Source organism: Martelella sp. K41-7 (genome assembly GCF_055808365.1).
Window position 1 is genome coordinate 680,083 of record NZ_CM147867.1, and the last position, 26,145, is coordinate 706,227.

Annotated in this window: 22 protein-coding genes and 1 pseudogene; 11 read left to right on the plus strand and 12 right to left on the minus strand. The window is 55.9% G+C overall.

Translation table 11 applies throughout. The annotated features are described in order from the left end of the window. Positions 1-31 precede the first annotated feature (31 nt). A complete protein-coding gene (locus AC0L7L_RS03195) occupies positions 32-946 on the minus strand; it encodes a LysR family transcriptional regulator (RefSeq protein ID WP_473511896.1) in 915 nt (304 codons plus the stop codon). Between the two features lie 453 nt (positions 947-1,399). Between AC0L7L_RS03195 and AC0L7L_RS03200 the strand changes: the two genes are divergently transcribed. The 3 genes from AC0L7L_RS03200 (at position 1,400) to AC0L7L_RS03210 (ending at position 3,930) form a co-directional block, all read left to right on the plus strand. Further along, the gene (locus tag AC0L7L_RS03200) at positions 1,400-2,155 is read left to right on the plus strand and encodes an SDR family NAD(P)-dependent oxidoreductase (protein ID WP_272210261.1); all 756 of its coding nucleotides are present in this window, start codon (positions 1,400-1,402) and stop codon (positions 2,153-2,155) included. Positions 2,156-2,285: 130 nt separating this feature from the next. Then, a complete protein-coding gene (locus AC0L7L_RS03205; RefSeq protein ID WP_473511899.1) occupies positions 2,286-3,305 on the plus strand; it encodes a zinc-binding dehydrogenase in 1,020 nt (339 codons plus the stop codon). A 22-nt stretch (positions 3,306-3,327) separates the two neighbouring features. Then, positions 3,328-3,930, plus strand: coding sequence for an NADPH-dependent F420 reductase (locus AC0L7L_RS03210; protein ID WP_272210263.1), 603 nt, complete (start codon positions 3,328-3,330; stop codon positions 3,928-3,930). An 85-nt stretch (positions 3,931-4,015) separates the two neighbouring features. Here the strand turns inward: AC0L7L_RS03210 and AC0L7L_RS03215 are convergent, their stop codons facing one another. Further along, positions 4,016-4,423: a response regulator transcription factor gene (locus AC0L7L_RS03215; protein WP_272210266.1), complete on the minus strand. Its 408-nt coding sequence runs from the start codon at positions 4,421-4,423 to the stop codon at positions 4,016-4,018. A 68-nt stretch (positions 4,424-4,491) separates the two neighbouring features. Then, entirely contained in the window at positions 4,492-5,127 is a 636-nt protein-coding gene (locus AC0L7L_RS03220) for a response regulator transcription factor (RefSeq protein ID WP_272210267.1), read from the minus strand. 306 nt (positions 5,128-5,433) lie between these two features. Here AC0L7L_RS03220 and AC0L7L_RS03225 point away from each other — a divergent pair, with 306 nt between their 5' ends. After that, on the plus strand, positions 5,434-5,931 hold the full coding sequence (locus tag AC0L7L_RS03225) for a helix-turn-helix domain-containing protein (protein ID WP_473511903.1): 498 nt from the start codon (positions 5,434-5,436) through the stop codon (positions 5,929-5,931). Between the two features lie 207 nt (positions 5,932-6,138). Here AC0L7L_RS03225 and AC0L7L_RS03230 read toward each other — a convergent pair whose 3' ends face one another. Beyond that, entirely contained in the window at positions 6,139-6,381 is a 243-nt protein-coding gene (locus AC0L7L_RS03230; RefSeq protein ID WP_272210271.1) for a hypothetical protein, read from the minus strand. A 505-nt stretch (positions 6,382-6,886) separates the two neighbouring features. Then, positions 6,887-8,743 carry a TniQ family protein gene (locus tag AC0L7L_RS03235; protein WP_473511905.1) on the minus strand — a complete coding sequence of 619 codons (1,857 nt, stop codon included), beginning with the start codon at positions 8,741-8,743 and terminating at the stop codon, positions 6,887-6,889. A gap of 500 nt (positions 8,744-9,243) precedes the next feature. Here AC0L7L_RS03235 and AC0L7L_RS03240 point away from each other — a divergent pair, with 500 nt between their 5' ends. The 4 genes from AC0L7L_RS03240 to AC0L7L_RS03255 all read left to right on the plus strand — a co-directional run bounded on the left by AC0L7L_RS03240 (position 9,244) and on the right by AC0L7L_RS03255 (position 14,161). Next, a complete protein-coding gene (locus tag AC0L7L_RS03240; RefSeq protein ID WP_106308854.1) occupies positions 9,244-9,474 on the plus strand; it encodes a helix-turn-helix domain-containing protein in 231 nt (76 codons plus the stop codon). Positions 9,475-10,099: 625 nt separating this feature from the next. Continuing rightward, entirely contained in the window at positions 10,100-10,849 is a 750-nt protein-coding gene (locus tag AC0L7L_RS03245; RefSeq protein ID WP_272210273.1) for a hypothetical protein, read from the plus strand. Further along, positions 10,846-13,182 carry a hypothetical protein gene (locus tag AC0L7L_RS03250; RefSeq protein WP_473511909.1) on the plus strand — a complete coding sequence of 779 codons (2,337 nt, stop codon included), beginning with the start codon at positions 10,846-10,848 and terminating at the stop codon, positions 13,180-13,182. Before AC0L7L_RS03245 ends, AC0L7L_RS03250 begins: the two co-directional genes overlap by 4 nt. Positions 13,183-13,186: 4 nt before the next feature. Continuing rightward, entirely contained in the window at positions 13,187-14,161 is a 975-nt protein-coding gene (locus tag AC0L7L_RS03255; RefSeq protein WP_473511911.1) for an AAA family ATPase, read from the plus strand. 894 nt (positions 14,162-15,055) lie between these two features. Here the strand turns inward: AC0L7L_RS03255 and AC0L7L_RS03260 are convergent. The 4 genes from AC0L7L_RS03260 to AC0L7L_RS03275 form a co-directional block, all read right to left on the minus strand. Beyond that, entirely contained in the window at positions 15,056-16,657 is a 1,602-nt protein-coding gene (locus AC0L7L_RS03260) for a glycoside hydrolase family 43 protein (RefSeq protein ID WP_473513758.1), read from the minus strand. A gap of 29 nt (positions 16,658-16,686) precedes the next feature. Then, positions 16,687-17,523 carry a carbohydrate ABC transporter permease gene (locus tag AC0L7L_RS03265; protein ID WP_473511913.1) on the minus strand — a complete coding sequence of 279 codons (837 nt, stop codon included), beginning with the start codon at positions 17,521-17,523 and terminating at the stop codon, positions 16,687-16,689. Next, positions 17,520-18,443 carry a carbohydrate ABC transporter permease gene (locus tag AC0L7L_RS03270; RefSeq protein WP_272210283.1) on the minus strand — a complete coding sequence of 308 codons (924 nt, stop codon included), beginning with the start codon at positions 18,441-18,443 and terminating at the stop codon, positions 17,520-17,522. The genes AC0L7L_RS03265 and AC0L7L_RS03270 overlap by 4 nt, the downstream gene beginning before the upstream one ends. Positions 18,444-18,606: 163 nt before the next feature. Beyond that, a complete protein-coding gene (locus AC0L7L_RS03275; protein ID WP_272210284.1) occupies positions 18,607-19,872 on the minus strand; it encodes an ABC transporter substrate-binding protein in 1,266 nt (421 codons plus the stop codon). A gap of 547 nt (positions 19,873-20,419) precedes the next feature. Between AC0L7L_RS03275 and AC0L7L_RS03280 the strand changes: the two genes are divergently transcribed. The 3 genes and pseudogenes from AC0L7L_RS03280 to AC0L7L_RS03290 form a co-directional block, all read left to right on the plus strand. Further along, positions 20,420-21,484 (plus strand): LacI family DNA-binding transcriptional regulator, encoded by a 1,065-nt coding sequence (locus AC0L7L_RS03280; RefSeq protein WP_473511917.1) that lies wholly within the window; start codon positions 20,420-20,422, stop codon positions 21,482-21,484. 83 nt (positions 21,485-21,567) lie between these two features. After that, entirely contained in the window at positions 21,568-22,722 is a 1,155-nt protein-coding gene (locus tag AC0L7L_RS03285) for an ABC transporter ATP-binding protein (RefSeq protein WP_272210287.1), read from the plus strand. A 184-nt stretch (positions 22,723-22,906) separates the two neighbouring features. After that, positions 22,907-23,107: pseudogene (locus tag AC0L7L_RS03290) on the plus strand (transposase); the annotation flags it as partial. A gap of 211 nt (positions 23,108-23,318) precedes the next feature. Here the strand turns inward: AC0L7L_RS03290 and AC0L7L_RS03295 are convergent. The 3 genes from AC0L7L_RS03295 to AC0L7L_RS03305 form a co-directional block, all read right to left on the minus strand. After that, on the minus strand, positions 23,319-23,690 hold the full coding sequence (locus tag AC0L7L_RS03295) for a hypothetical protein (protein WP_272210288.1): 372 nt from the start codon (positions 23,688-23,690) through the stop codon (positions 23,319-23,321). Then, complete coding sequence (locus AC0L7L_RS03300; protein ID WP_473511920.1) at positions 23,687-24,547, minus strand: DODA-type extradiol aromatic ring-opening family dioxygenase; 861 nt, start codon at positions 24,545-24,547, stop codon at positions 23,687-23,689. Before AC0L7L_RS03300 ends, AC0L7L_RS03295 begins: the two co-directional genes overlap by 4 nt. A gap of 91 nt (positions 24,548-24,638) precedes the next feature. Then, on the minus strand, positions 24,639-26,114 hold the full coding sequence (locus tag AC0L7L_RS03305) for an amidohydrolase family protein (protein WP_473511922.1): 1,476 nt from the start codon (positions 26,112-26,114) through the stop codon (positions 24,639-24,641). Positions 26,115-26,145 lie beyond the last annotated feature (31 nt).

Genomic DNA, 26,145 nt, shown 5'->3' on the forward strand with positions numbered 1-26,145 from the left:
TGCTGTTCGCCTGCGCCGGCCAGCGCTTCGATCAGACGTTTGCCCAACTCGGCCTGGCGAGATGATCGCCCAGAAACGCCGCCAGAGCTTCGACCTTGGCGGGCCTGGATCGCGCCGTAGGCGTCAGAAAATAAAGTCCCCCCTCAGGCAGGGTCCAGTCTTCAAGGACAGCCTGCAGGCGTCCGTCGGCCAGATATTCGGCTGCGATAAAATCCGGAAACTCGGCAATGCCGATACCATCCAGAACAGTCGGTATGAGTGCTTCCACATTGGTGACACGCAGCGGCCCATTGGGGGTGACGCTCACCTCTTCCCCGGCATGGTTGGAAAAACGCCATACATCGCGGCGGGCGCGGTAGGCGTAGCCGAGACAATCATGCGTCGCAAGTTCTCTCGGATGGCGCGGTTTGCCGTGCCGGGCAATATAAGCCGGCGCGGCTGTCACGATCGGCCTGACGGGGCATAGTTTTCGGGCCACGAGCGCGGAATCCCGAAGGTCGCCGATGCGCAGGGCTGCGTCGAACCCGTCTCCGACGAGATCGACCAGATCGTCGCTCAGGTGAAGGTCCACTGCAACATCGGGATACATTCGGAAGAACTTGGGCAGGATCGGCGCGACCCAGCGCACGCCGAATGCCATGGGGGCTGCAAGGCGTATTGTGCCCCGCGGCTGGCTGGAAAGTTCGCGCGCCGCGCTTTCGATTTCTTCGGCGTCAAGGCAGACCTGTATTGCCCGTTCGGCCAGTCCGCGCCCGAATTCCGTAAGCGCCAATTGCCGCGATGTCCGGTTGAAGAGGCGCGCGCCCAGCCTGTCTTCCAATCGGCTGACCCCGCGTGACACGGTTGCGACCGATACGCCGAGCGCGCGCGCTGCCGCTGCATATGAACGTTCTTCTGCGACCTTGGCGAACATGGCCAGGCCTTCGAAATCCGGAATCTTCGACATGTGTTTTTTCTGCAATGATCTCTGGGTTCCATTTCGATATTGCGTGGTGATGAATGCCGGCACAAGGCCTCCGGCATACTTTGGTTTGGCTTTGTTCAACCAAGAGAGGTCGTCAGCTTCTTTCGTGTGATTTTCTCTCTCCCGCATTTCCCCGATAGTTCGAACACCGGCCCGGAAGCAGCCCGATGGGTCGGAGAAGCCGAACCTGACGGGGAGACCGATCCCTCCTCCCCAAACAAGAGTTCGACGCTTTCGAGGCCGCGGGTGCCGCGCGACCTCGAACCGACAGCGCCAGGCGGTCCCTCCTCGGGTGTCCCCTCCGCAACCGCCTGGCGCCGTCGGCAATCAAGAGTACTGCATATATGCAATGATGAATTTCAGTCATTGCTATTTTGAGAAAATGCGCAAAGCGGTAGCACTGAACTCAATCGCAACACAAACGGAGACAAGCAAATGACACAGAAACTTGAAGGAAAGATCGCCGTCATCACCGGCGGCACTTCGGGCATCGGACTTGCAACCGCAAAGCGTTTTGCCGCTGAAGGCGCACATGTTTTCATCACCGGTCGGCGTGAAGCCACGCTTGAGCGCGCGCTGGCGGAAATCGGACCCAACGCTACCGGTGTCAGGGCCGACTCTGCCAGCACGGCCGACCTTGATGCACTGTTCGACACGGTGAAGTCGAGCAAGGGCCGCATCGATGTCCTGTTCGTGAGCGCAGGCGGCGGAGATATGGCGCCTCTGGGCGCAATCACCGAAGAGCAATATGAGAGCACTTTCGGCCGTAACGTGAAGGGGCTGATCTTCACGGTTCAAAAGGCTCTTCCGCTCATGGCAGACGGCGGTTCGGTGATCCTGACCGGGTCGACGACGGGCGTCGCTGGCACCGCCAGTTTCAGCGTCTACAGCGCCTCGAAGGCCGCCGTGCGCAACCTTGCAAGAAGCTGGATCCTGGACCTGAAGGGCCGCGATATCCGGGTAAATGTGGTCTCGCCGGGCCCGACCCGCACGCCTGGCCTCGTTGAACTGGCCGGCCCCGACGAAGGCAATCAGAAGGGCTTTCTCGATTTTCTTGCAAGCCAGGTTCCAGCCGGGCGCGTGGGCGAGCCGGACGAGATTGCGAAAGCGGTTGTCTTCCTGGCCTCGGACGATGCGAGTTTCGTCACCGGCGCCGAACTCTTCGTCGATGGCGGCCTGGTTCAAGTTTAGGTCGTTAAATCAGACGTTTGCGATCGTCCCGGAGGTCGGGCGCAAACGCGTTCGACCTCCGCCCGCCTCATAGAGTGGATCCAGCCTCAATCCGTTTCAACGAAAACGCTCTTTTTTCAAAGGACCTGACATGAGAAGTATCGTTTACACGCAATATGGCGAACCGAAAGAGGTTCTCGAACTTCAGGACGCTTCCGATCTGCCCCCTCCGGGCCAGAATGAGGTGCTTATCCGCGTGCTTTCCCGACCTGTCCATCCTGGTGACCTCATCGGGATCAGGGGCGGATACCGATCTCCGGACAGTGCGGCTGGGGCTCCGGTGGAGGGCGGCCGTCCGGGCTTCGAAGGGTTCGGCATTGTCGAGGCGCTCGGACCCAACGCAGGTGTCTCGAAAGGGCTGACGCCGGGCGCACGCGTCGCGTTCTTTCCTGCGAAGGGAGCTTGGGGCGAACAGGCCCTGGCGCCCGTTCAGTTCGTAACATCTGTACCGGATGAGGTTTCTGATGCTATTGCCAGTCAGCTGCACGTAAACCCGCTGACAGCCGCGATGCTGCTTCGGGCGGCAAGCAGATCGGGTCTGGGGGGCAATGACGTCATTGTCTTTTCGGCGGCAGGCTCTGCCGTTGGCAGACTTGCGATCAAGCTGGCGCTGGGCAAGGGGCTTTCCGTTATCGGACTGGTCCGCTCTAATCAGGGTGCGGAAAGCCTGCAGGCGATGTTCCCGGAGGCAACAATCCTGTCCACTGCGGCGGCGGATTGGCCTGACCGGCTTCGCGCGATCGCAGGAAAAAGGCCCGTTCGCGCCGTTCTCGATCCAGTCGGCGGCCGGCTTGCGGGACAACTGATTGACCTGCTTGCCGATGGCGGCGCCTTCATCGGCTACGGTGATCTCTCGGGCGAACCGATTCCGGTTCCGCCGCTTGCCTTTCCTGTTCGCGGCCTGCGCATGTCCGGTATCTCGGTTGGTCGCTGGGCCGGCCTGTCAGAGGCCGAGCGCGCCAAAGACATCCAGACGGCCCTGGAACTTGCTCATCGGTCGCCGGAATTGTTTGCCGTGACTGCCGAATATGACTTGTCCGCGATCGCCGAAGCGGTCGCGCATGCGGAGCGTCCCGGACGAACGGGAACCGTTCTGCTAACATCGAACTGACTATCGCGCTGGAGAGAACACCATGAAGATTGGCATTATAGGCGCATCAAGGCTGGGGCAGTCCCTGGCCCGCCATCTCTCAGGGGTCGGCATCGAGCTGGTCATCGCAAACAGCCGTGGCCCCGAAACTCTGGCGGCGTTGACTGCAGAACTGGGCAGCAAAGTCTCCGCCGGAACGCCCGACGAAGCGGCAACATGCGACATGACCATCATCGCTGTACCTTGGACCCGGGTTGAAGAACTCCTCGAAAGCTTGCCTGACTGGAATGGGCGCATCCTGATTGATGCGACAAATGCGTTCCTGTCATACGCGCCGAACTTTGAACTGGCAGATTTGGGCGGCAGAGCGTCCAGTGAGATTGTTGCCGAACATGCTCCGGGTGCCCGCGTTGTGAAAGCGTTCAATACACTGGATGCCAGGCTCCTTTCCAAGAACCCGCGTGAGCCCGGTGGGCGACGCGTAGTGTTCATATCCGGCGATGATGCCGACGCAAAAGGTGAAGTGTCGTCAATTCTCGCCGCGCTCGGCTTCGCCGCAATCGATCTCGGCGGCCTCGCCGATGGCGGACGTATCCAGCAGGTTGGCGGCCCCCTTGCCGGGCTTGACCTCCTGAAGGCCGGCTGACAGGCCTCCCGACCGTTATGGCGATATGCGGCCAGTCCCGTTCAACCGGGCGGGGGAGCTATCGTTGCAGTCCAGATGGACGACTTCAATCCCTAAGCTCAAGGGCATGTTTAATGCAGGCCGTCAATTCGGTGGCATCGAACGGCTTCTTCAAGATACAGGCGGCATCTGAGGCCTCCGGTCGGCTCGCGATGTCCTGATGGTGTGCCGATATGAAAATGATCGGTATTGTAAACCCTTGCATCCTGAGCGCCTGCAATAACTCCGAACCGTGCATTCCAGGGAGCCTGAGGTCGCAGATGACGCACGAGGTGCAGGCCATCCGCGGCCATTCCAGGAAAGCCTCCGCTGTCGGAAATGTCTGTATCTCAAAGTTCTCCATAGCGAGCAGCCGCGCTGTCGCCTTCAGCACATGCGCGTCGTCATCAATAATCGCTATGAGGGTGACCGAGTTCGACACGGCGCCATTTTCCAACCGGTTTTGCAGGCCCATGACGTGGGACTTTGACGCGATTAATACCGCCTGGAGAAGGAAATGGAATCATACATAGGTTTGTGGCTTCAGCTCGACTTCAGCAGCTCTGCCATCCTCACAAGATCGGCCAGGGACCGCGCGGCCATTTTCCTCATCACATTGCCGCGATGGATCTTCACCGTTATCTCGCTCAAACCGAGCTCGCCGGCGACCTGCTTGTTCATGAGCCCGGCTGTGACGTGCTGCATGACTTCGCATTCGCGCGGGGTCAGCGTCGCATAGCGATTGTGAATATCGGCTTTGGCGCTGTCGGCCTCACGACGTTCTCTGTCGTGCCGGAGAGCCACGGTCACGGCGTCGAGCATGTCCTGATCCCGAAACGGCTTTGTCAGGAAATCCAGCGCGCCGGACTTCATCGCCCGCACCGACATGGGAATGTCGCCATAGCCCGTCAGAAAGATCAGCGGAACGGCGATGCCGCGTGCGCGCAAGGATTGCTGAATATCCAGGCCTCCGGCCCCAGGCAGGCGCACATCGAGCACCAGGCAGCAGGGCGCGTCGGGAAATCTTGCCTGATCGAGCTCGCTTGCCGAACCGTATGACTGGGTTTTCAGACCAACGGAGCGGAAAAGCCGCTCGAGCGCATGGCGCACGTCTGCATCATCATCGACGACCAGAACCACGCCGTTCGTGATTGTGTCTTCGGAGTTCGAACGCGACATGTTTTCTATCCCGACCTTCTCTGGCGAAAGGAATACCTAATCTGTAGCGCAATATAGCATGCGCTGGAAACCTGAACCGAAACAACAAAATCTTGGAGATTGCCTGTTATCCGCGACTTGCACCTCGTAAACGCCGCCCCTCTCTCTTTGCGTGTTTTCAGGCAACGCTCGTATCAGCATACAAGACACTTTGGCTGGAAACGTCAAACCTATGTTTAGGGTGCGTCCCCCTTAGGCGCAATCGTCAGGGCGGGTTGCGCCCGGCATCATTGGAAGCATCGAAAACATCGATAGAGGAATGCTCCGATGACTGTCAGTCCCACCATGTCTTTCGATCTACCGATCACCGAGCGCCGTTCTGCGAGACCCCATCAAAACGCGTCAGACCAGAATGCGCGGCGCAATACCCATTCTGCCGATGCCGGGGGTGCTGCAGTCTATCGGGGTGGATTGACCACCTGGCAGAGACGCAGGGTCGTCTCCTATGTCGAGGAGAATCTGAGCCGATCAATCCGGATAGAAGAGATGGCCTCGCTTGCGCGTCTCAGCAAAAGCCATTTCTCGAGAGCTTTTCGCGAGAGCTTTGGCGACTCACCTTACAATTATGTTCTCGTCCAGCGTGTTGCCCGAGCCAAGGAACTGATGATTGCGACGAGGGCCCCGTTGAGCGAAATCGCGCTGGATTGCGGCATGTGCGATCAGGCGCATTTTTGCAGGGTGTTCAAACACGCAGTTGGGACCAGCCCCGATCGCTGGCGCCGGCCGAACATGCCGGTCTCGCGAACGGCGAGGCGTCAAGAGTGAGGGGACTGGCCGCCAAAACGCCAGAGACCTTTTTTGAGTTGACTACGACGGCAAGTGGCTCTGCTGGCGGCCTGCTTTGTCCACGCCATCTGTCCGGGAAATGGTGCCCGACCCGTCAACCAGTTTTTTTCAAGAAACGGATTGAGGCAGTAGCGAGAGCCTTTGTCATCGGCGCGGAATTGCCGCGCCGATGACTGCAGTCTGTCATCAGTTGCTGTTGGATTCAGAGCGCTGGATCAGTTCCAACTGCCGATCCGGACCGACGACATAGGTTTCGGTATAGCGATGGCCGCCATTGTAGAAGTCGTGCGTGACAGCCGAACCGACCGGTGCCTTGGTGAGCTGACCGTACTGCTCACCGTAGGTGATGCTGCCGCGAATGGGCTGAAGAGCAAGAGCGGGACCGGCAATCAACCCGGTGAGGGCGATGGAAGCGATGATGGTTTTCATTTTACTGTTCCTTTCTAAAGAGCACCGGAGAACCATTCTCCGACTGCTCTATCGTCGCCGAAACAGCATTTCTTCTATTGTAGCTTGCACGCGATTTTGGCTGATCGGCGCATGCGCTCCTTCTCGTCGAGATAATGCCGCTGCAGGTCCAGATCCGTCGATTTTGCAACGAAGGATCGACGGTCAGAGCCGCGCTCTCGATCGGCTCACGCGTCACTGAGGTAGTGTCGAAAGGAGAAACGAAGCTTGGTACTTCAAAACCCGTTTCTGAGCCAAAGACGCTAGAAGGCCGACTGCCGTGAGAATCTACGTCAAATTGATGGCCCCCGACCGGCACGTGCTAGTCGCCCAGCGGACTTGGCGGAAGGGGCTCTGAATTCTGCACAGAGCCGGAAATTCTAACATCCGGCGGTCCAACAATAGGGCGCACTGCAGCACTAATCCGCAGACTCTCAAATTGAACTTGGGACGCGAGGGGGCAAGTCAATAAGCAACATGTGTCTCATCAATCATCCGGCATGAAAACGGGCATTACCTCCTCTCGCAACCAAAGCGGCCCGAAATCTTGTCCACCCGGTGCAAACCGTTCAACACCTGCTGCTCTCAGTTTTGCGTGGATCGTATTGTATGGCAATCCATGCTCGGCATGCAGCATTGCGACTGTAACGAACTTGGCACGGAAGGCCGCGATTTGCTCTTCCGTAATACGGGTTTGAGGGTAGAGATTGTGTGGATGAATTACAGTGATGACGGATATATGCCCGCTGTCGGCCAATTTTGCGAAGTAGGATTGGTCTCTGAAACCGATCGCCCGCCCGAACTCAGGCAAAGACATTGTACCCGCTAAAGGCGTCGCCATTGACGTTTCAGAGAACCAGTCATCGAATGCGCGCTTATTTATCCGTATGCCGTGATAACCCTTTTCACCCTGCATAAGGCCCATTCTGATTTCGCCCGTTCGGATGGCGTTGATAACTGTGTCTACGGAAAGTCCCTTCCGCCGGGCGGCGAGGTTGATTGTCTCCCATTCCTCGTCATTGACGTCTGCATCGGTCGCTTTCGCGCGTAACTCGGCGACAAGGGCAAGGCCTTCGTCAATTTTCCATGGGAATTTGACTGTGTTGCCTGAAATGCGCGGCTTTAGGACGCCGGTTTTGTGCAGCGCCTCAAACTCATGGTGAGTGGCGCCAATGGCTTTCCGATATTCCTTCGGTCCGACCAGAGTGGGTATCTCTGCAAGCACACCGGCAAATTTCTCCGTGTCAAACAATTTTCTGGTCGCCGGTCGTGGGTCGTCCGCATTCCACGCACCGGCATCCACGAGGAACAGGTTGAGCAGGTGCTGGCCAATGCCAGTTTCCTTCGATGCTGTGGTCAAGGAATGTAAACGCCGGCGTTCCACTGCTTTTCCGAGCAGGGTTTCGTTGGCGCCGATTGGCCAATGTGCCAGTACGCAGTCTCGCAGTATCGTCCGGAACGAAGCGAATGCCGGATCTTCGAGTAAATCGATTGAGAGTTTCTCATACAGCCGGCCAAATGCCCTTTTCGGTTCATCACCCGCTGCGTCCGCCTCGGCAACGAGGCCATTCAGTACGTTGAGGATTTCGTCTTCTCCACGTTTGACGACATCAAAGCCGGTCGACAGCGCCATATGTCGTGACTGCCAATCGTCATTTACATGGGATCTTGAAAGTGATTGCAGCTGCACACCTAGCAAGAGGCAGAAGGTTGATACGGCATAGACAGTCTGGCTGGACAGCCATGTTTCTTCCCCGCCATTTTCAAGACGCCTGTCCAGCCAGATATCATAGGGGGTCGGATCGCACTGTTGCGAATTCAACTCGCCCGCGTTCAGGGAAGTCGCGATTGCCGGCAGATGCTGGCTGAAATCATACCGGTCTATGGGCGCTTGGATTGTCCATAGCGGGACAAGCTGACGATGATGCTTCACGCATATCAGCGCTTCTCGAAATTGCCAGTGTCCGCGCATGACAAGAACTTCGAGCGGGTCGTCGTGGTCATTATCAAGATCTTCACGGAGGCAGTCGGGGCAACCGCGAATGGTCGGGTTCCTGAGCGAGCGTGATACATAGAGTTCCCCGCGAAATTTGAGCCTTACGTTGCCAGCGCGGCAGCCAGTCCATGATTTCATTTCGTCGAGTTGCTCGGGGGAGAGCTTTCCCCAATAGGCCATTCGCTTAAGGGCTTCGTCGTCCTGATTGACAACGCGTTTCAGCGAAGCGCCCATATCGGAAGCATACTCTCTTGCGCTAACGCCTTTGGACGCGGCCAGCCGTGAAAGGTAGGAAATCGTTGTCTCGCGTGATTTGGGCGACGGAGGCGCGGGCAAGACGCTAGACATCAGAGCAAAATCCTCAAGCTGTGTGGAATCGCAGGCTAACGAGCCGCGTCATGGCCAACAAGTGGAGTAAACCCCATTTGGCAAATCACTCTGTAATTTGGTGGGGTTCTCGATAAAGAGATGCCAACAATATAAACTTTAAATAGTTTAACTGAGATAACTGCACTTTAGAGGTGTTGTCGTCGCAAGTTTTTCTCATGGTTTCTTCCCGGGCTCACTAAATGCGAAAAATCAGCTGTGAGTGGGGTCTTTTCTTCTTTCACCTGATAGCACCGAACATTGCTGCAAGGACGCGGTCCTTTTGGGCGCGGCCTATTCAACGAATTCTCTCGCGAACTCGGGGTTCGGCGGAATAGTGTTTTGGGCATAAAATGGAAAATGCGAAAAATATAAAAGTTGTACTCATTAGGAGTGTATGCACCAAAAAACAATCAGAAATATGTAGAATCGCGATTCTGTCGACGAAGATACAAGAATGATTCGATTCGTGTGATGGAACCATGAAACACAAAGATCCACCGATTGACCGCAGCAGGCATGCCCGCATCAAATTCGAACTTGAGGTTCGGGGGCTGACGCTCGCTGATGTTGCGCGTCAAGCGAAAGTCGGACCTTCCGCTGTCAGCGCGGTATCCATCGGTAAGGGAAGATCGGCACATATCGAAAAGCATATTGCCGAAGCCTTGCAGCTCGATGTGAAAGACCTGTTCCCCGAGCGATACCCCAACTAAGGAGGCGCATTTCATGAGCTAGACAAAAGCCGAGCTCTGAAAAGGCAGAGGCCCGAAGGATTGCAGTCCTTCGAGCCCCATAAGAATCGTTCTGGACGATTGGCCTCTTTCATCTCACACCTCTCATTTCAGTTCAAGGTCAAACCTGTGCGGAGGCTCTCCGCGCACCATGAAACATGCTGTCTTCACGCGGCGTTGTGAACGAAGAAATCAAGAAGGAGATACGAAAAGCGTGTGGCAGGTTCAGTTGGCACGACGACATCAATGTCGTTGTACTTGCTGGCAAGCCGGGGCCATTCGCAAGACTTACGCGATATCTAAGGAAATGCGAAAAATGGAGTCGCGCTTTCCTTTCATAAGGCATTGAAATTAATGCCTTATTGACTGTCGTTTGTAAGTGTTGTTACACGGTCTTCACTTCCATGACCCCGCTCGTCTATATCTGGCCCAGCCGGCGATACGGCAAAAAAAACGCACCGGGAAAACCGGTGCGCATAGAAGTTGGGGCGAGATCGCCCTTTGTGTGTTGCCATTATAGAGCTTCAAAAGGAGCCGGGCAAGCGTCGATCTCCCCCGTGATATCAACCGCAATCTGTGCAGCCTGCTGTACGGACTAGGAGGCGCTATGCCTGATTACATTATTGAGCATGATCACTGGAATACCGGACTGGCGAAACTGCCGCCGGCCTCAAATATCAAACTCGGTCCAATCCACGGGGTTCTTCCTTTCGACGGTGTCCGTAACCCGTCAGGACGGAGTGCCTGGTCGCACAAAATTCACCTTCCTTATCGTACGCGCGCCAATAACTGGCGGCCGACAGTGGGCATCGCGGAAAGTGCTGCCGAGGCGGCCTGCGCCCATCAAGCTCTGGTTTGCCCGGAGCTTTATGACCTCAAGTTCCAGCCGTTTACGGTGAAATATCGCGACGAAGATGGAAGGACCCGGAATCATACCTTCGATCTGTTGCTCACTTTCTGCAACGGCTTCCGCCGGGCTCTTTATGTTCGTCACGAGCATAGCCTCAGCAAGCCTGCGACCGCTCGCCAAATCGACGCCATTGTTGCAGCGACGAGCAGACGAGACGCCGATGACGTGTGCGTCGTAAACGCTAGCAACTTCACACGGCAGCGGCGTGAGAATTTGTTCAGGATGCATCACTTCGTTTTCGACCCGGATCCCGAGGCCGATGAAATCGTACTTGATGTGGCGCGAGGCCTGACGACGCTTTGGTTGATGTCGGGTCTGTTCTCTCATGTGCCGCTTGATAGGGATCGTGTCTTTCGTTCCTGCTATCGTCTTGTCGCAAAACGCAAGCTGACAACGGACCTGGACAATGTCTTTTGGGAGAATTCCCGTTTGTGGGTGGCGGCATGACGATTACACCGCAATATGCAGTGCCCTCGGGGACACAAATCACCGTGCGGCAGCGAACACTTCAGGTGAACAGACGCCACGCAAGTGGCTACGAAGCACTGGATGTCGAAAGCGGTGAGGGGCGCTTCATTCCATTCGCAGCCTTTGCTGCAGCCCTCAAGGCACCCGGCACCAGGTTGATGCGTGGCCTGTCTGCTTCAACCTCTGCTTCGCGTCTTGGTGAATATGAAACCGTCGAGGCTCTCTCGCCGCAACAACGAAAAGCAGCCGAGTTCCATCACGCACTTTGTAAAGGCATGGAGGAACTGCGCGCCCGGCTGGTGAAGAAACAAAGAAGGCCAGGTCTGAATCTGTCAATCAGGATGCTGAACGCACCCGCCAATCGAGAAAAGATTGTTGCAGTGGCGCAAGGTTATTTCGACGAGAGAATCCGACTGCAGCCGCGACTGGGAGGCAAAAGTGCTGACTGGACCTTGTATCAAGGACGCACGCTGCGGAAATATTGGCAGCTATATCAAGACCTTCCGCCAGACGTTGATCCACTGGAAGCACTAGTATGTCGTGATGACCGAAAGGGCAATCGACAAGCTCGCCTTGGACAGGAAGTCTGCGAACTCATGACCCAGGCATGGGAAGCTGTCGGACTTGATCTCAAGAACCCTTCAATTGCCAGTGTGAGCAATCACCTGGAAATGCTCATCGCGGAAAAGAACCGATTCCGGCAGATGAATGAGCTGCCCGGGCTGGTAATGCCGTCCGCCGCCACCTTGAAAGCGCATCGCGACTTGTTGGTGGACCCAACGGCATACGAGGTGGCAACGATGGGAGAACGCCATGCCCGGAACACGCGGGGACGCGGCAGCACCGACATCAGAGCACTATTGCCGGGCGAGTATGTAGAAATCGATGAATACAAGTTTTCTCTTGTCACCGTCGCGAAGGTACACGGCCTGTGGGCGAACCTTTCATCAGATCACCGTTCCCTTTTGAGAAAGACCGACACCGAAATCCAGAAGCGATGGCAGCTTCTATATATGATCGATGTGGCTTCTCGCATGCCCTTGGCGTGGGTAATCGCTGAGAGGCAAGGTGCCGACGCTACGATGGCGCTCCTACGGATGGCAACGCGCGACAAGACCGAAGAAAAGGTTCGCTACGGATGCAGAGGTGACGCGATGCCGGCCATTGGCCTCGGAAATATTAAATCTGACAATGGCACCGGTCTGAGAAACGCAGAAGTTGTTGAGGCCATCGTAGGTTTGGGCGCACAAAGCACGATTGCACGCACCTATGCCTCGACGGATAAGCCTTTTGTTGAACGAATGTTCGGCACCCTGGAAGACACTGTGCTCAGGACTCTTCACGGTTATACGGGCCGAAAGGCCGGAGAGCTGCCCGGATATGATGCGACAGCGAATGGTGTGCTCGACGTTGAGCAGCTTTACGGCATTCTGACGCGGTATTTCATCGATGAATATCCGTCCACCTGTCACTGTGGCATCGGCATGTGGGGCCAAAGACCGATCGAAGTCTTTAAGAAGCTCAATCGTGAACGTGGTTGCTTTCCGCCAATTGATCCCAACCTCCGGCGTATCCGCCTGGGTTGGGAAGACAAGGTTACCCCAACGGATGAGGGCGTCAGGGTCTTCACCGGTATCTGGTTCAACTCAGCAGAATTGCAGCGCCTCAGGGAAGAACACAGGATCCAAGGAAAAGTTTCGGTGTTCGTCGACCCTGACAATTTGGCACATGCGACGGTTGTCCTGCCCAAGGTCGAGACCGTCGTCGAAGTTCAACTGCAAATGACGCTCCTCAAGAGCATGACACTGGCGCAGTTCCTAGCCTATGTAGCTCGGGTGCGTAAAGAGAGCCCGGCGGCGACTGAAATTCACGAACAACGCATTATGCAGGTGCGCAGGGAGCGCCATGATCTCATGCAGGCGATCGGCGTCGAAAAGGGGCTCCCTCGAAGTTATGTGACAGCAGAAGAAGCCAAGGAAAAAGCAAAAGTGGTTCTCGCCGGTGCGAAGCTTGTTCCGAGCGCAGCCGATGGCGCGTTTGATATCGGCGCATCGCCTGACGCCATCACGGACATCAGCACTGACGGCTCACCTCAAACGTACAAGGTCGCGGGAGCTGATCTGGTCATGGATGCAACCATAACGCCCGAGGATACGGCGAGAAAACAAAGAGCTGCCGCTCCTGGTCATGTCGAGGAGCCGACAAAAGCGAAGGCTCCTGAATTGAAACCCGAAGCATCGCAGAGAAAGAAACCGAACAAGCAGAATAGCGGGCATCTGGGCCGTCCTGCGCAGATCAAGGATCTGGAGTGAAATCATGAACACGTTCATTGATATGGAGACGGCCAAATTCGCTGCGCAGCTCAAGGCAGGTCATTACCCGTTTCCACGAGCGCAGGAATTGCGGAAGCAATTCAACAAATGTGTCGAAGACTATTATGCGAAGGCATTGACCGGAAAGCCATTTGAAGCCCGTGGGCTTCTCGTAACCGGAAAGTCCCGGATCGGAAAGTCTCATGAGATTGACCACATGATCAGGACCTTCAATGAAAGCGGCACTCTGATGCCAGATGGTCGGCCCGCGCGCTTTGTACAGCTTCGTTTGTGGGGGCGGAACTCATTGAAGGATCTGGGCAGTTCGACATTGGAAGCTCTCGACTACCCCGCCTCCGGAAAGTCAAAGCCGCATCAAATCTGGGAAATGGTCCTCAAGCAGGCACGGCGAAACAGTGTCATCGGCATCCACTACGATGAAGCACAACATGCTTTCACGGATACCGGCGCCGCCATGAACCGGGCCATGCTCGACAGCTTCAAGGCTTTGCTCAAGGAGCCGCGCTGGCCAATGATCTTGATTCTGTCCGGTGTCGACGGTCTGGCTCAGCACGTAGAAAGAGCCGGACCAGAGGAACGCCGCCAATTGCGGCATCTCCTGCGGCCAGTCCGCTTTCAACCAATCGATTTCGCCGCAGACTGGGAAGAGGTACAGAGCGTTGCTTTCTCATATGGGAAAAAAGCAGAGATCGATTTTGAGCCTCTCTCAAATAACGATTTCTTCGAACGCCTGTGCTACGCCTGCGCCAACCGTTGGGGGCTCGTTATCGAGTTGATCATCGAGGCCTTGACCCTATGTAAATCGGCCGGCGAAAAGTATATTTCACTGGACCATTTCGTCGATGCATATGCCGAAACGCACGGCATGTCTCGCGAGTTCTCGCCGTTTACTGCGTCGGACTATCGGGAGCAGTTTGACCCAGACAGATTGCTGGAACTTCTCAACGAGGATAGCTGATCCATACTTTTCTACGCCGAATGCAAGAAGGTCCGCTCCGAGCGGGCCTTTTTTCATGCCGTGCGATGACCATGTTTTTGGAGGTGTGCACGCTTATGCTTCCTATGTGCACCGATATGCCGCGACCCTAGGAGAGCTCAATTAAGTAATTGAATATAAATAATAAATTACGGACTTTGGTGTCCAAAGTGATTCGGTGTGCACACTTATGCCTTATCGGCACCTGCTGACAATGAAGCATAAGAATGCACGAAATCGACATTTCTCGTGCACCCCGAGTCAAGCGATTTCTCTTGATTTGCAAATTTCCTTTGAAAATCAAATTAAATCAGATGGTTGTGGCTTTATTGGATCAGATCACGATGAAAATCGGGATTCTGTCGTGTTAGGACTTTAATCAGAGTTCAGCTCTTGCCGCCTTCTCTTGAAGGCGGGGAAACCAAAAGCGTACGGGGCAAAGCCTCCAGAAAACACCACCTACCGTGTCGATGCGCCCGGAAGTTTACAGGCGCGGCATCTGGGAACGATAGCTTAGCGCCCCCAATTCAGTCGTTCGATCAACAAACTGTCAACGGCGGGACCTTTCGGCGCGGACTGGGAGGCGACACGCTCAACTCGGCCATATATATGGCCCGTCTCCTTGCGAGACGCATGGACTAATCTTCAGCCACGATGCAACGGTTCGCCCCGGCCTCTCTCCTACCCCCTTTCCAGAAGGTAAAAGAGCTCGCTGCGGTATGGCCAAGTTGTTTGACTTCGGTGTTTCTTGAGGCGATATAAGAGCTGCTGTCCGACGATACAGCATGTCTTCCACCACGGGCAAACTTGAGTCGAGGCGCTGTGAAGCATGCGGTTGCAACGAGGTCGTGGCCGGGGCAGCTCACGCGCTGACTTTTACTGGTTCTGATATTTGAACCTGGAAAAATCCGCAACGAATTCACCACCGGCAAGATCGTAGGCTGCCATACCTATGAAAGTGCCAGTGAAGCTGCCATTCACACCGCGCCCGCTTTCGTCTGAAAGCATAGATGCATCAAGAGTTGGTCCGCAGGTCAGCCATTCGTCTTCGTCAATGGCGTAGCGGAATTGCAATACGACTCCGTCGATATCAAGGCCCAGACGGATGATGCCTTTCGCGGGCAGAGGCAGCGGCTGAGTTAGTGAGAAGGTGAGATTGGATTCTGGCCAGGCGCCTTCGCAGGAAATGATCGAAAGTTCACGTCCGTCGTTTCCACCGCCGGAAATCGCCAGATAGTGAAACTTTGAGCGATTATAGTAGGCGATCAGTCCGGCCAGATGCTGAAACGATTTCGGTGCGACATCAGTCTCGGTTTCCGCCATGCACTTGAAACCGGTTTGGCGGCGGGCCACGAGAGCCTGTTCATACCAGCTGCCGATAGACTGACGGCCGTGCAGGCGCAGATTGCCAGGCCGCTCAGACAGGCTGAAAATCCGCTCAGGATAAGGCGTTCTCAGCCACTGGAATTCGATCGGCAGCGTCTCACTGTCAAAGGTCGTATCCGTATCGGTCGAGACTTCATCACCGACGGTCACACCTTTTGGGGTCTCTATCTCCAGCGCCGGCGCCATTCCTCCATTTTCCAGTCGTGGCCAGCCTTCGGCATCAAATACAATCTTCTGGATCGAGGTTTCACGACCGAGAACACTGCGCTGGACTCCGGGCAATGGGCGGCTCATCAGATGGGTCATGAAATACTCCCCATCTGGTGTATCGACGATGCAGCCGTGGCCAGAGCGCTGGATCGGTGACTGGGGAACGTGCTTGCTGGTCAGAATATGAAGGTCAGGATGGTTTTCATACGGGCCTTCGACGTTTTTTGAGCGCGCGCAGGAAACAGTGTGGTTGTAGCCCGTGCCGCCTTCCGCAGTGATCATGTAGTACCAGTCGTTGAACTTCTGGATATGCGGTCCTTCGGTAATGCCGGCAGATGTGCCGTGATAGATCACCCGAGGTTCACCGATCAGCTTTTTCTCGTCGTGGGAATATTCCTGCATCACAATACCGGCAAAAGCTGACGGCTTGCGACGATAATCCCAAAGCTGATTAGTTAGATATTTGCGACCATTGTCATCATGAAACAGCGATGGGTCAAAGCCGGAGGCATTGAGGTAAATGGGATCAGACCACGGCCCTTCGATGGAGGGCGCGGTAACCAGATAGTTGAAGGCATCCTTGAAGTTACCTTCGGCACGTTTCATGTCTGTGTATATCAGCCAGAACAGGCCGTCGGCATAGGTCAGGCACGGTGCCCACACCCCGCCTGAATCCTGCTCTCCGCGCATATCCAGCTGCGAAGCGCGGTCCAGCGGACGTTTTGTCAGGGTCCAGTTCTTCAGGTCACGAGAGTGGTGGATCTGTACGCCTGGAAACCATTCAAATGTGGACGTTGCGATATAATAGTCCTCGCCGACGCGGCAGATTGCGGGGTCTGCATTGAAGCCGGGCAAGATCGGATTCTGAATTTTCGTCATAATAGAAACCTTATGTGCAATGTGTCCGCTGATCAGCCCTTGACGGCTCCGCCGGTCAGTCCGGCGACGATGTATTTCTGCGCGGCAAAGAAGAAGACAATGGCCGGCGTCATGGTCAGCGTCACGAAAGCAAGAACCCGGCTCCAGTCGGTCATGTAGGCACCGCGATACTGCATGATTCCCAGCGTCCAGGTGTAGGAGGGCTGTTCGTTCAGCACCACAAGAGGCAGCAGGAAGTTGTTCCAGCTCTGCACAAACACAAAGGTGGCAACCGTCGACAGGATCGGGACGGAAAGCGGCAGGGTGAAGCGGAAGAAGAATCCCATATATCCAATGCCATCGATCTGGGCTGCCTCGAATAGCTCCTTCGGCAATTGCTCGAAGAACCCGCGGAACAGCATCATCGAAAAGGCGAGACCAAAGGCGACCTGCGGGAAGATGACGCCTGCGGGTGTATCCAGAAGCCCGAGATCTCGAATCTTCAGAAACAGCGGCAGAATGGCTGTGGCAAACGGGAACATCATTCCGATTGTGAAATAGGCAAACAGCATCTTTTTTCCAAAGAAGTGCAGCTGTGCGAAACAATAGGCCGCCATCCCGGAAACGATCAGCGTCAGCACTACGCAGGACATCGAAATCACCAGGGAGTTGCGCAGATAGCGCCAGAAATCAGCCGATGACAGGATGCCGGCATAATTGCTGAGCACCCAGTGATCGGGCAGCCCGATTGGCGAGGTGCGCAGTTCACCGAGCGATTTGAACCCGCCCAGAACCGTGATCGACAGCGGTCCCATGATCACGACGGTCATGATCAGCAGGAATATGATGCGCAACGCCGTGCGCCACCCGAACATGTTATCCGTAATCATCGCGCTGCTCCTTTTTCACGCTGGAATGTCGCACGGTAGGTGAAGGCGAAAGTCGCGCAGCATACAAAGAGCACGATGCCAACCGCGCTGCCGAAGCCGATGTTCATGCGTTGCAAGCCGAAGGTGTAAAGGAAGCTGACGATGGTGTGTGTCGAGTTGGACGGGCCGCCATTTGTCAGTGGAATGATGATATCGAATATCTGCAGGGCACCGATGACAGAGAAGAAGACTGACATGATGATCGCTGGCTTCAGCATCGGCAGTTTGACGTATCGGATCACCTGCAGCGGCCCGGCGCCATCAATGGTGATCGCTTCGATCTGATCCTTCGGAATTGATTGCAGGCCGGCGATATAGATCATCATGTGAAAGCCGAAATACTTCCAGACGATGACAACCAGAATGGCCGTGAATGCCCATTGCCTGTTTGCCAGGATGTAAAAGTTTTCGATGTTGAGCCAGCGCGCAATCTCTGCCGCCAGGCCATAGTCGCCATCGAAGATGAAGCTCCAGATCAGGCCACTGGCGACTTCCGCGAGAATATAGGGCAGGAAGAAAACCAGCCGGAAAACGGTGTTTGACCAGCGCTTTTCATAAATCAGCAGTGCCAGGCCCAGCGCCAGTGGCAACTGAATGAACATGGAGGCGGCGATGATCTTCAGCGAATTGCCAAGTGAATGCAGAAAGATGCGGTTACTGGCTAGCCGTTCGAAATTCTGCGTTCCGACAAAATCCGTCGGAGCGCCATAGCCGGACCATTTGTAAAGTGAGAAATGCGCCGCATCTATCATCGGCAGCATGACGAAAGTGGTGAAAAGCACAAAGGCCGGCAACATGAAGACGATAAAGGTCACCAATGCATTTGATGGCCGCCATAAGGTTTTCCTGACGCCCGGTTGCGTCTGCGCGAGGGTCGACATCCTGTCCTCCTGCGGCGCCGCGCACTTGGGAAAGTGCCGGACGTCACAAAAAACGGCAAACGGTCACGCTTTTGCCGTCACGACAAAACATGTGCGCTGATTGCCACTGAAAAGAGAAATGTACCGGCGGACCGAAGTCCGCCGGCCGTCAGTCCGGAGATAGCTACTCCATCATCCGATAGTCTTCGAGCATTTCCGCCGCCTCTTCAGGCGTGATGGCTCCAACGGCGAGATCCACTGAGATGTCATTGACGGCACCACCAAGGTTCGGGCCGAACGCCTGATCGAGATAGAGCTGCATATGGGCAGCATCACCCGACATCTGTGAAACCTTCTGGAAGTAGGGGTTGGTCAAAGCCTCACCAGCGCCTTTTGCAATCGGGATCCATTGACCGGCGGCAGCGTATTTTTCCTCAACTGGTTTGCTGACCCAGTATTTCAGAAAATCGACGGCCTCCTTCGGAGCGTCCTTGGTCACAACCCAACCATTGATGCCGCCGAGAACGTCGGACGGATCGCCGTTTCCGCCGTCAACAGCGGGAAATGCCATCATGCCGAGATTTTCTTCCGGCAGGCCTTCGCCGCTGGCGGAGTTGGCTTTCTGGGTAGAATAGTTCCACTGACCAGCAAGCTCGAACAGTGCTTGGCCATCACCGAACATGCCACTTTCTTTTGCGAATGTGGCGCTGGCGAAGCCTTTCTGGAACGGCTCGATATCGGCCAGACGCTTGAACTCTTCGAGAGCCTTGATGAAATCGGGATTTGTAAAGCCGCCATTCTCGCCTGCGCGGGCTGCAGCAAGTGCTTCAGTGCCCATGATGCGTTCGGCAAGGTAAGCAACGTAAAAGTGCAGAGGGAACTTGTCTTTGCCGCCGGCCACGATCGGGGTCACGCCGGAATCCTTGGCCTGCAGGGCAGCCGCCAGAAAGTCATCCCAGGTCTTGATCTGGCTGACATCAACGCCAGCTTCCTCGGCAAGTGCCTTGTTGTACCAAATCACGATCAGCGAAACCTTGCTCGGTGCACCGACGATTTCGCCCTTGTAGCTGAAGGCTTCGACAGCGCCTTTGGGCATGGTTTCATCGAAGGTGGCCTTGACCTGTTCGGTGATGTTTTGTGTCACACCATTGCGGGCCTGCTCTTCAAGCACGCCGCCGGCCCAAGACCAGTACAGATCCGGACGCTTGTCGGATTGCAATACCGTTGGTAGCTTGGACTTGAAGGCCGAGTTTTCAAGATATTCGATGGTGATCTTTGTGCCGGGGTTTTCCGCTTCGTAAGCATCAACCACGTCCTGGTTGATCGTCTTTTCGAATGGGTCGTTTGGCTCGATGCCCATCACACGAACGGTTGTCTCAGCCTGAGCAACCCCCATCAGCTCCACAAGGGCAACCGCAGTACCAAGCGAGAGCTTGCGATACAATTTCATTGATATTTCCTCCACCGGCGCATCGCCAGCCCCACCCGGAGCCGCTCATGCGCGAAACCGAAATCCAAGAACACCCGCCATAACCATGCCGGGTAAGGTTATCCTCCGCGAAGACCCTCCCTTCAGTGCCGTTCAGGCCTCCCGCGCATCAGCACGAATTTCACGAAAATTCATAGAGAAATGGAAAATAGGCGCGAAAACTCGATCGATGAAGCGAAAATACAGATATGGCATACGTGCGTCAATCGCGTATTTTCGCTTTCGTTATCATTTAAGGGCCTGAAATGTGATCAACACGCTTTATTTTTAGGCCTTTTGCGCCAGATTCATTCACTGAAAGCGCCTTGTGTTGACGGAAATTAATTTAAGAAAAAGAAAATAAATAAATCATATTTTCTTTTTCGCGTGATGTTGCTAGCTTATACGCAGACTTCGCAGTTTCCGCGACGCAGCCAGCTTGCCAACCGCATGAAAAACTGGTGCCGTATGGCAGTTAAAACGGGAGGCGGATTTGAGTGGACCTAGGCAGATGCAAGCAGCTGACGAAATGATCAAAGGCAAAGGGCGAAAAGCCGCGCAATCGGCAACCCTGCACGATATTGCCGCAGCATCCGGTGTTTCGATCAGCACAGTTTCCAAGGTGTTGAACGAGCGTGTCGGGGTCAGCCCCAATAACCGGGCACGGGTGATGCAGGTGGTCGAGGATCTCGGCTATCGCCGCCCGGAATCGAAACTCCGGTCCGCTCCCGATATCAGCTCGGTCACCATCGTCACTTTCGATCGCTACGCTGCCAATGACCATTACTATGTTGACACGATGCGCGGCCTCACGGACGAGGCCCGCCAACTGGGATGGGATCTTGTACTCGATCTGGCCCATATCAACGAAGGCTACACCCGCGTTGACCCGAAAACATTGTTCCGGCGCGGTAAGCCAGAGAGCGTTATCCTTCTGGGCCTCGACCAGCCGGCAGTGATTCAGGCGACCGTCGAAATCGGGTGCCCGGCGGTTATCGTGCATGGCATGGATCCGTTGATGCGCTTATCAAGCGTCTCCCCGGATCATTATTACGGCTCCTATATGGCGACCCGGCATTTGATTGAGAAAGGGCACAAGCGCTTTCTTCATGTCGGGCATATCTTTCGCGATACCGTCGTTCAGCGAATGGACGGGATGAAGCACGCCCTGAATGAGGCCGGGATCGCATTTGATCAGCAGCGCGACTTTCTCGATACCGGCAGTGCTGATTTGACCAGCTATGATGCTGCCGGCGCCATCCAGCGCATGCTCGACGAGAAACGTTTCGACCATACGGCCATTGTTTGCGCTTCAGACACGCTGGCGATGGGAACTATTCAAGCACTGATCTCTGCCGGGTTACGGGTGCCGGACGATGTGTCCGTGATCGGCTTTGATGACCTTCCGTTCAGCGCTCACTGCGAAGTTCCGCTGACAACGATGCATATCGAGCGCGGCGAGATGGGGCGCATCGGTATCAAAATGCTGGTCGAGCAGATGACCGGAAAGCTGGTTTCGAAAAGCCGGGTCGGCATGACCATGAGCCTTGTTGAGCGTATGTCCGTGGCTGCGCCTCCACCAGAACATAGATAGCAATACTGCTCCCGACCCCGGGGGCGGGCTTTGTTCGGAATAAATTGAGGACCGGCAAAGTTTAGAGAAAAGGGAGTGAGTAAATGGCGAATGTCAGTCTCCAGAAAATCCGGAAGATCTACCCCAACGGATTCGAGGCTGTTCACGGGGTTGACCTTGATGTGCGCGACGGCGAGTTCATGGTGTTTGTCGGGCCGTCCGGTTGCGCCAAAAGCACCATTCTGCGCATGGTTGCCGGGCTGGAGCAGATCTCTGATGGTCAGTTGAGTATCGGCGAGACCGTGGTCAACAAGCTTCCGCCGAAGCAGCGCGGCATTGGGATGGTATTCCAGAACTACGCGCTCTATCCGCATATGAAGGTCTTCGACAATATGGCGCTCGGGCTCAAGCTGGCGCATGTTCCGAAGGACGAAATCAAGAAACGCGTGATGCATGCCGCCGAGCTGCTGGAAATGGTCAATCTGCTTGATCGCTATCCCAAGCAGCTTTCCGGTGGCCAGGCTCAACGTGTCGCCGTTGGCCGCTGCATCGTCAAACGGCCCGAGGTTTTCCTGTTTGATGAGCCACTCTCAAACCTTGACGCCAAACTGCGCGCTTCGATGCGTGTGCGCATTACCGAGTTGCACCGCGAACTGCGTAACGCCGGGCAGCCATCGACCGCAATTTATGTGACACATGATCAGGTCGAAGCCATGACCATGGGCGAAAGGATCTGCGTTCTAAAGGAAGGCACGATCCAGCAGGTTGATGTTCCGACAAGCCTTTATGAGCGCCCCGCCAATGCATTTGTGGCCGGATTTATCGGCTCTCCGGAAATGAACATTCATTCCGCCACCATCGTTGCCAATGATGGAACACCGGCACTGCTTCTGGGCGAACAGACGCTTCTGACACTGCCGAAAAATTATGCGGAAAAGCTTTCCGGCCATATCGGCCAGAAAGTGCGGTTCGGCATTCGCCCGGAACATATTGCAACGCCAGAAAGCGCGGCCCTGCGCCGCAACGAAAATTCCGTGATCGCTGAAGCCATTGGTCCCGTGCGTCTGGTCGAGCATATGGGCAATGAAGTCTATGTCTATTTTGACATCGAAGGCCTGTCCTTTACAGCACGTATCCCCACCGATGATTCCAGGATGCTGGACGATTCCATGCGCGGCACACCTTTCCGGTTCAGCTTCATTATGGAAAGAACGCACGTCTTCGCCGATGGCGAAGCTGGCATCAATTTGACGCTTTGATCGGCAGATCTGAAGAGCAGGAGATGTTGCTTACTGTGTCAGAATAGCGCCTGGATGCGCTGCCCGAGGGCCCGGTTTCAGCCGGGCCCTTAACTGTCATTCGGCGCGGCAGCAAGACCCCACACGCTTTATATCATTTCAATGACTTATCGCGCCGATCAGCTTCGAACCATTCTGTCGATTACATTCCATCGAGGCGCTGAATTCGAAAATCCGGCGCGCCGTCAGAACCAGAGGCTACTTCCCGCGCGATGAGGCGGCGGCCAAGTTGATCTATCTGGCCCTCAATGCTACCTCCACCGAGTGGAAGCGTTCAGTGCGCGAATGGCACACAGTCAAAAGCCAGATCGCCATCATGTTCGAAGAACGTTTCCCTATGTCCTGAAATAATGTCAGGGCACAAAGTTTTAGACAGTCTCAACCGTCCTGATCTACGGCGCACCAGGGCCTGCCAGCGCCCTCTGAGCTTGCGTATCGTCGCCATCGTGATCTCCCAGGGTTGATTGCCTGAAATCACGCGTAGGATGCCGGTGGTGGGGATGAGAGATACGCCCGGCTTTTCGGCCGGGCGACTTGCGTTGAGGGGGCGGCGAACCTTAGGTCTCGACACTCGGGTAGTCCTTGCCGTGCCAGCCCTGAAGCCTTGCGGCGAACTCGCGCTGGAACGACAGCGGACCGCTTTTTGCCACGTAGGGCTCGTCATAGATGCCGATGAAGATCGTCAGGTTGAGGAAGAAGTGCGCGCCCATCTCGAACAGTGCCGCATAATCATGGTTGACCAACGCCTCGCGCTCCTCATGGGTGAAGGTGTGGACGGTGGAGGCTTCGACCTCGTTTCCGAGCAGCTTCGGGCCGATTGACTGTTCCCAGGTGGCCACGAAGGTGCGCGGTTCGTCGATATAGCGTTGCAACAGATCGGGGTCGCGGTCGACGGTGTAGAGGAATTTGTTGACGTAATATTTGCTCATGCCGCAGCCTCCTTGGGATACCAGGTGAAATAGGCTTCCATGGTGTGGAACAGGTCGAGATTGTCGACATAGTCCGCACCTTCGGGACCGGCGACGCCGAGCATCAGGATGAAATTCAGGAAGCCGTGGGTGGCGTTACCGCTCGTCGCCATGCTCTCATGGGTGACGTTTTCTAGGATCGCGTCGATATCGCCGGCCTTCAGCCATTCAATTGCCTGTTTGTCGAAAACCGGATCGGGGCCGGTCTCCATGAACTGGCGCGGACCGCCAAGTTCAAGCGAAAGGTGCCCGGTGCCGATCGCGGCAACGCGCTTGTCTGACGGGAAGTCGTCGATGGCCTTGCGGATCGCGCGGCCGACTTCATAGAAGCGCTTCGGCGTGTGCAGCGGCGGCGCGAAGATGTTGGTGTAGATCGGTACCACCGGCAGATCGTTCTGCGGTCGCACGGTGATGATCGGGCAGATGATCGAATGGTCGATCTTCAGTTCGTTGGAAAATGCGAAGTCGAAATTCTGGCTCATCAGCGACTGGTGCATGAAGCGCGACATGTTTTCGTCGCCCTCCAGCACATATTTCGGAATGCCGAATTCTCGCTCCTCGTTATAGAAGGTCGCATCGTAGCGCTCGGCCTTTCCGATCAGGAACTGCGGGCAGTTATCGAGGAAGATCTGGTGGAAATGGTCCGATCCGACCATCACCAGAATGTCCGGTTCCGCCTTCGCAAGCGTTTCGCGGTAGGCCTCGATCTTGCGCTTCCATGTCGGCGCTTCGGGCATCTGCTGTTCGGGTGGCGCCGTGGTTGCCTTCAGATAGAAGGGATGGTGGGTAGACGCCAGTGTTGCAACGAGTTTTGCCAATGCTCTCTCCTCCTGTCGGATGTCCTCATTGCCCGCGCGGCTCCAGAAAGCTTGCGCAGGCATCATGTCGTCGTCTTTTTCGCCTACGGCTTCAGTCGCCGAACAGCGATCGGGTGATGCCGGCCTTTTTGAAAATGTAGTCGCGGCTTTTTTCCAGCTCGTCGCGCAGATGAGCGATGTCCGCGCCCACAAGCTCGCCCTTCCACTTGCGCACCTTGCCGGCCACCAGAACACTGTCGACATTCGAGCGCTCCATCAGGGTGACGACGGTGCCGGGGACATTATTGAGAGGCGCGACATTGAGTGCTTCGGCATCGAGCAGGATGATGTCGGCATCCTTGCCCGGCGTCAGAGATCCGGTGCGGCTCTCGAGTTTGAGCCCTTCGGCGCCGCCCATTGTTGCTGCGCGGATTGCCTCCCGGGCTGTCAGCAGAGCAGGGTATTCTTCGCCGGCAAGTGCCTTTTCGTTGGCGAACATCCGCTGCATGGTGACCATGGCCCGCATCTGGGTGAAGAAGTCCGCCGTCATCGTGCATTCCACATCGGTGGAAAGCGACAGGCTCATCTTGTTGTCGATTGCCTTTTGAATCGGCGGCGTGCCATGGCGCATTTGCATTTCGATCGGCACGGAAAGCGAAATATGCGCACCGGCATCGCGGGCGTATTTCCAACCGTCCTCCGACATGCCGGTCATGTGGATGAAGATGTTATCCGGTCCGAAAGCGCCATTGGCACCAAGCTCGTCAAAGGTCGGCTGCATTCCGAATGTGCCGACCACGTGGAGCGCGACCGGCAGGTCGAGGTCGCGCCCCGTCTTCCATGACTGCTCATGGAACGGCAGATAGATCTCGCCGCCCATAATCATGGTCAGTAACTGGTCGTTCGACGAAAAATACCGCTCGCGCAGCCGTGCCGCGTCGCCCGGATATTGCGCGTCGTCGCCCCAGCCTTCGAAATAACCGAAGACCGAGCGGCGACCGGAATCCTTCAACGCCGAAATCACTGCGTCGGAATGCGCCGGCGAGTGGTGGATCTGGCTGACATCCATCACGGTCGTCACGCCGGCATCCAGTTGCGAAAGGGCGCCGAAAAGCTCGTTGATGTAAACATCCTCCGGCCTGTAGACGAGGGAGAAGGACTGCAGCACGGTCTCATAATAGTTCTGCGCATTGGCCGGCAGACCGTCATTGATGAGGATGGCGTTTGCAAGCTGACCGCGCAGCGCGGTTTCGAACTGGTGATGATGGGTGTCGATGAAGCCGGGCATAACGATCTTGCCGCGGGCGTCGATCACGATGGCGTCGTCCGCAGAAATCGTTTCGGCAATCTCGACAATGCGTGATCCCTCGGTCAGGACGTCGCCCTTGGCAAAATCTCCGACGCTCTCATCCATAGACAGGATGATGCCGTTTTTGATCAGTGTGCGCTGGCCCTCTCGCCCGCATGCCTCCGGCACGCCTCTTGCCACTGGCGATGGGGAGGCGGTTGCTCCCATGCCGCCTCCAGCCGACGGGCCGAATGCGGGGTAGGGTAGATGCCCTCTGGAAATGTCGCAAAGCCTGCACATGGTTTCTCCTCCCTTGAACCTGCGCTGGGAA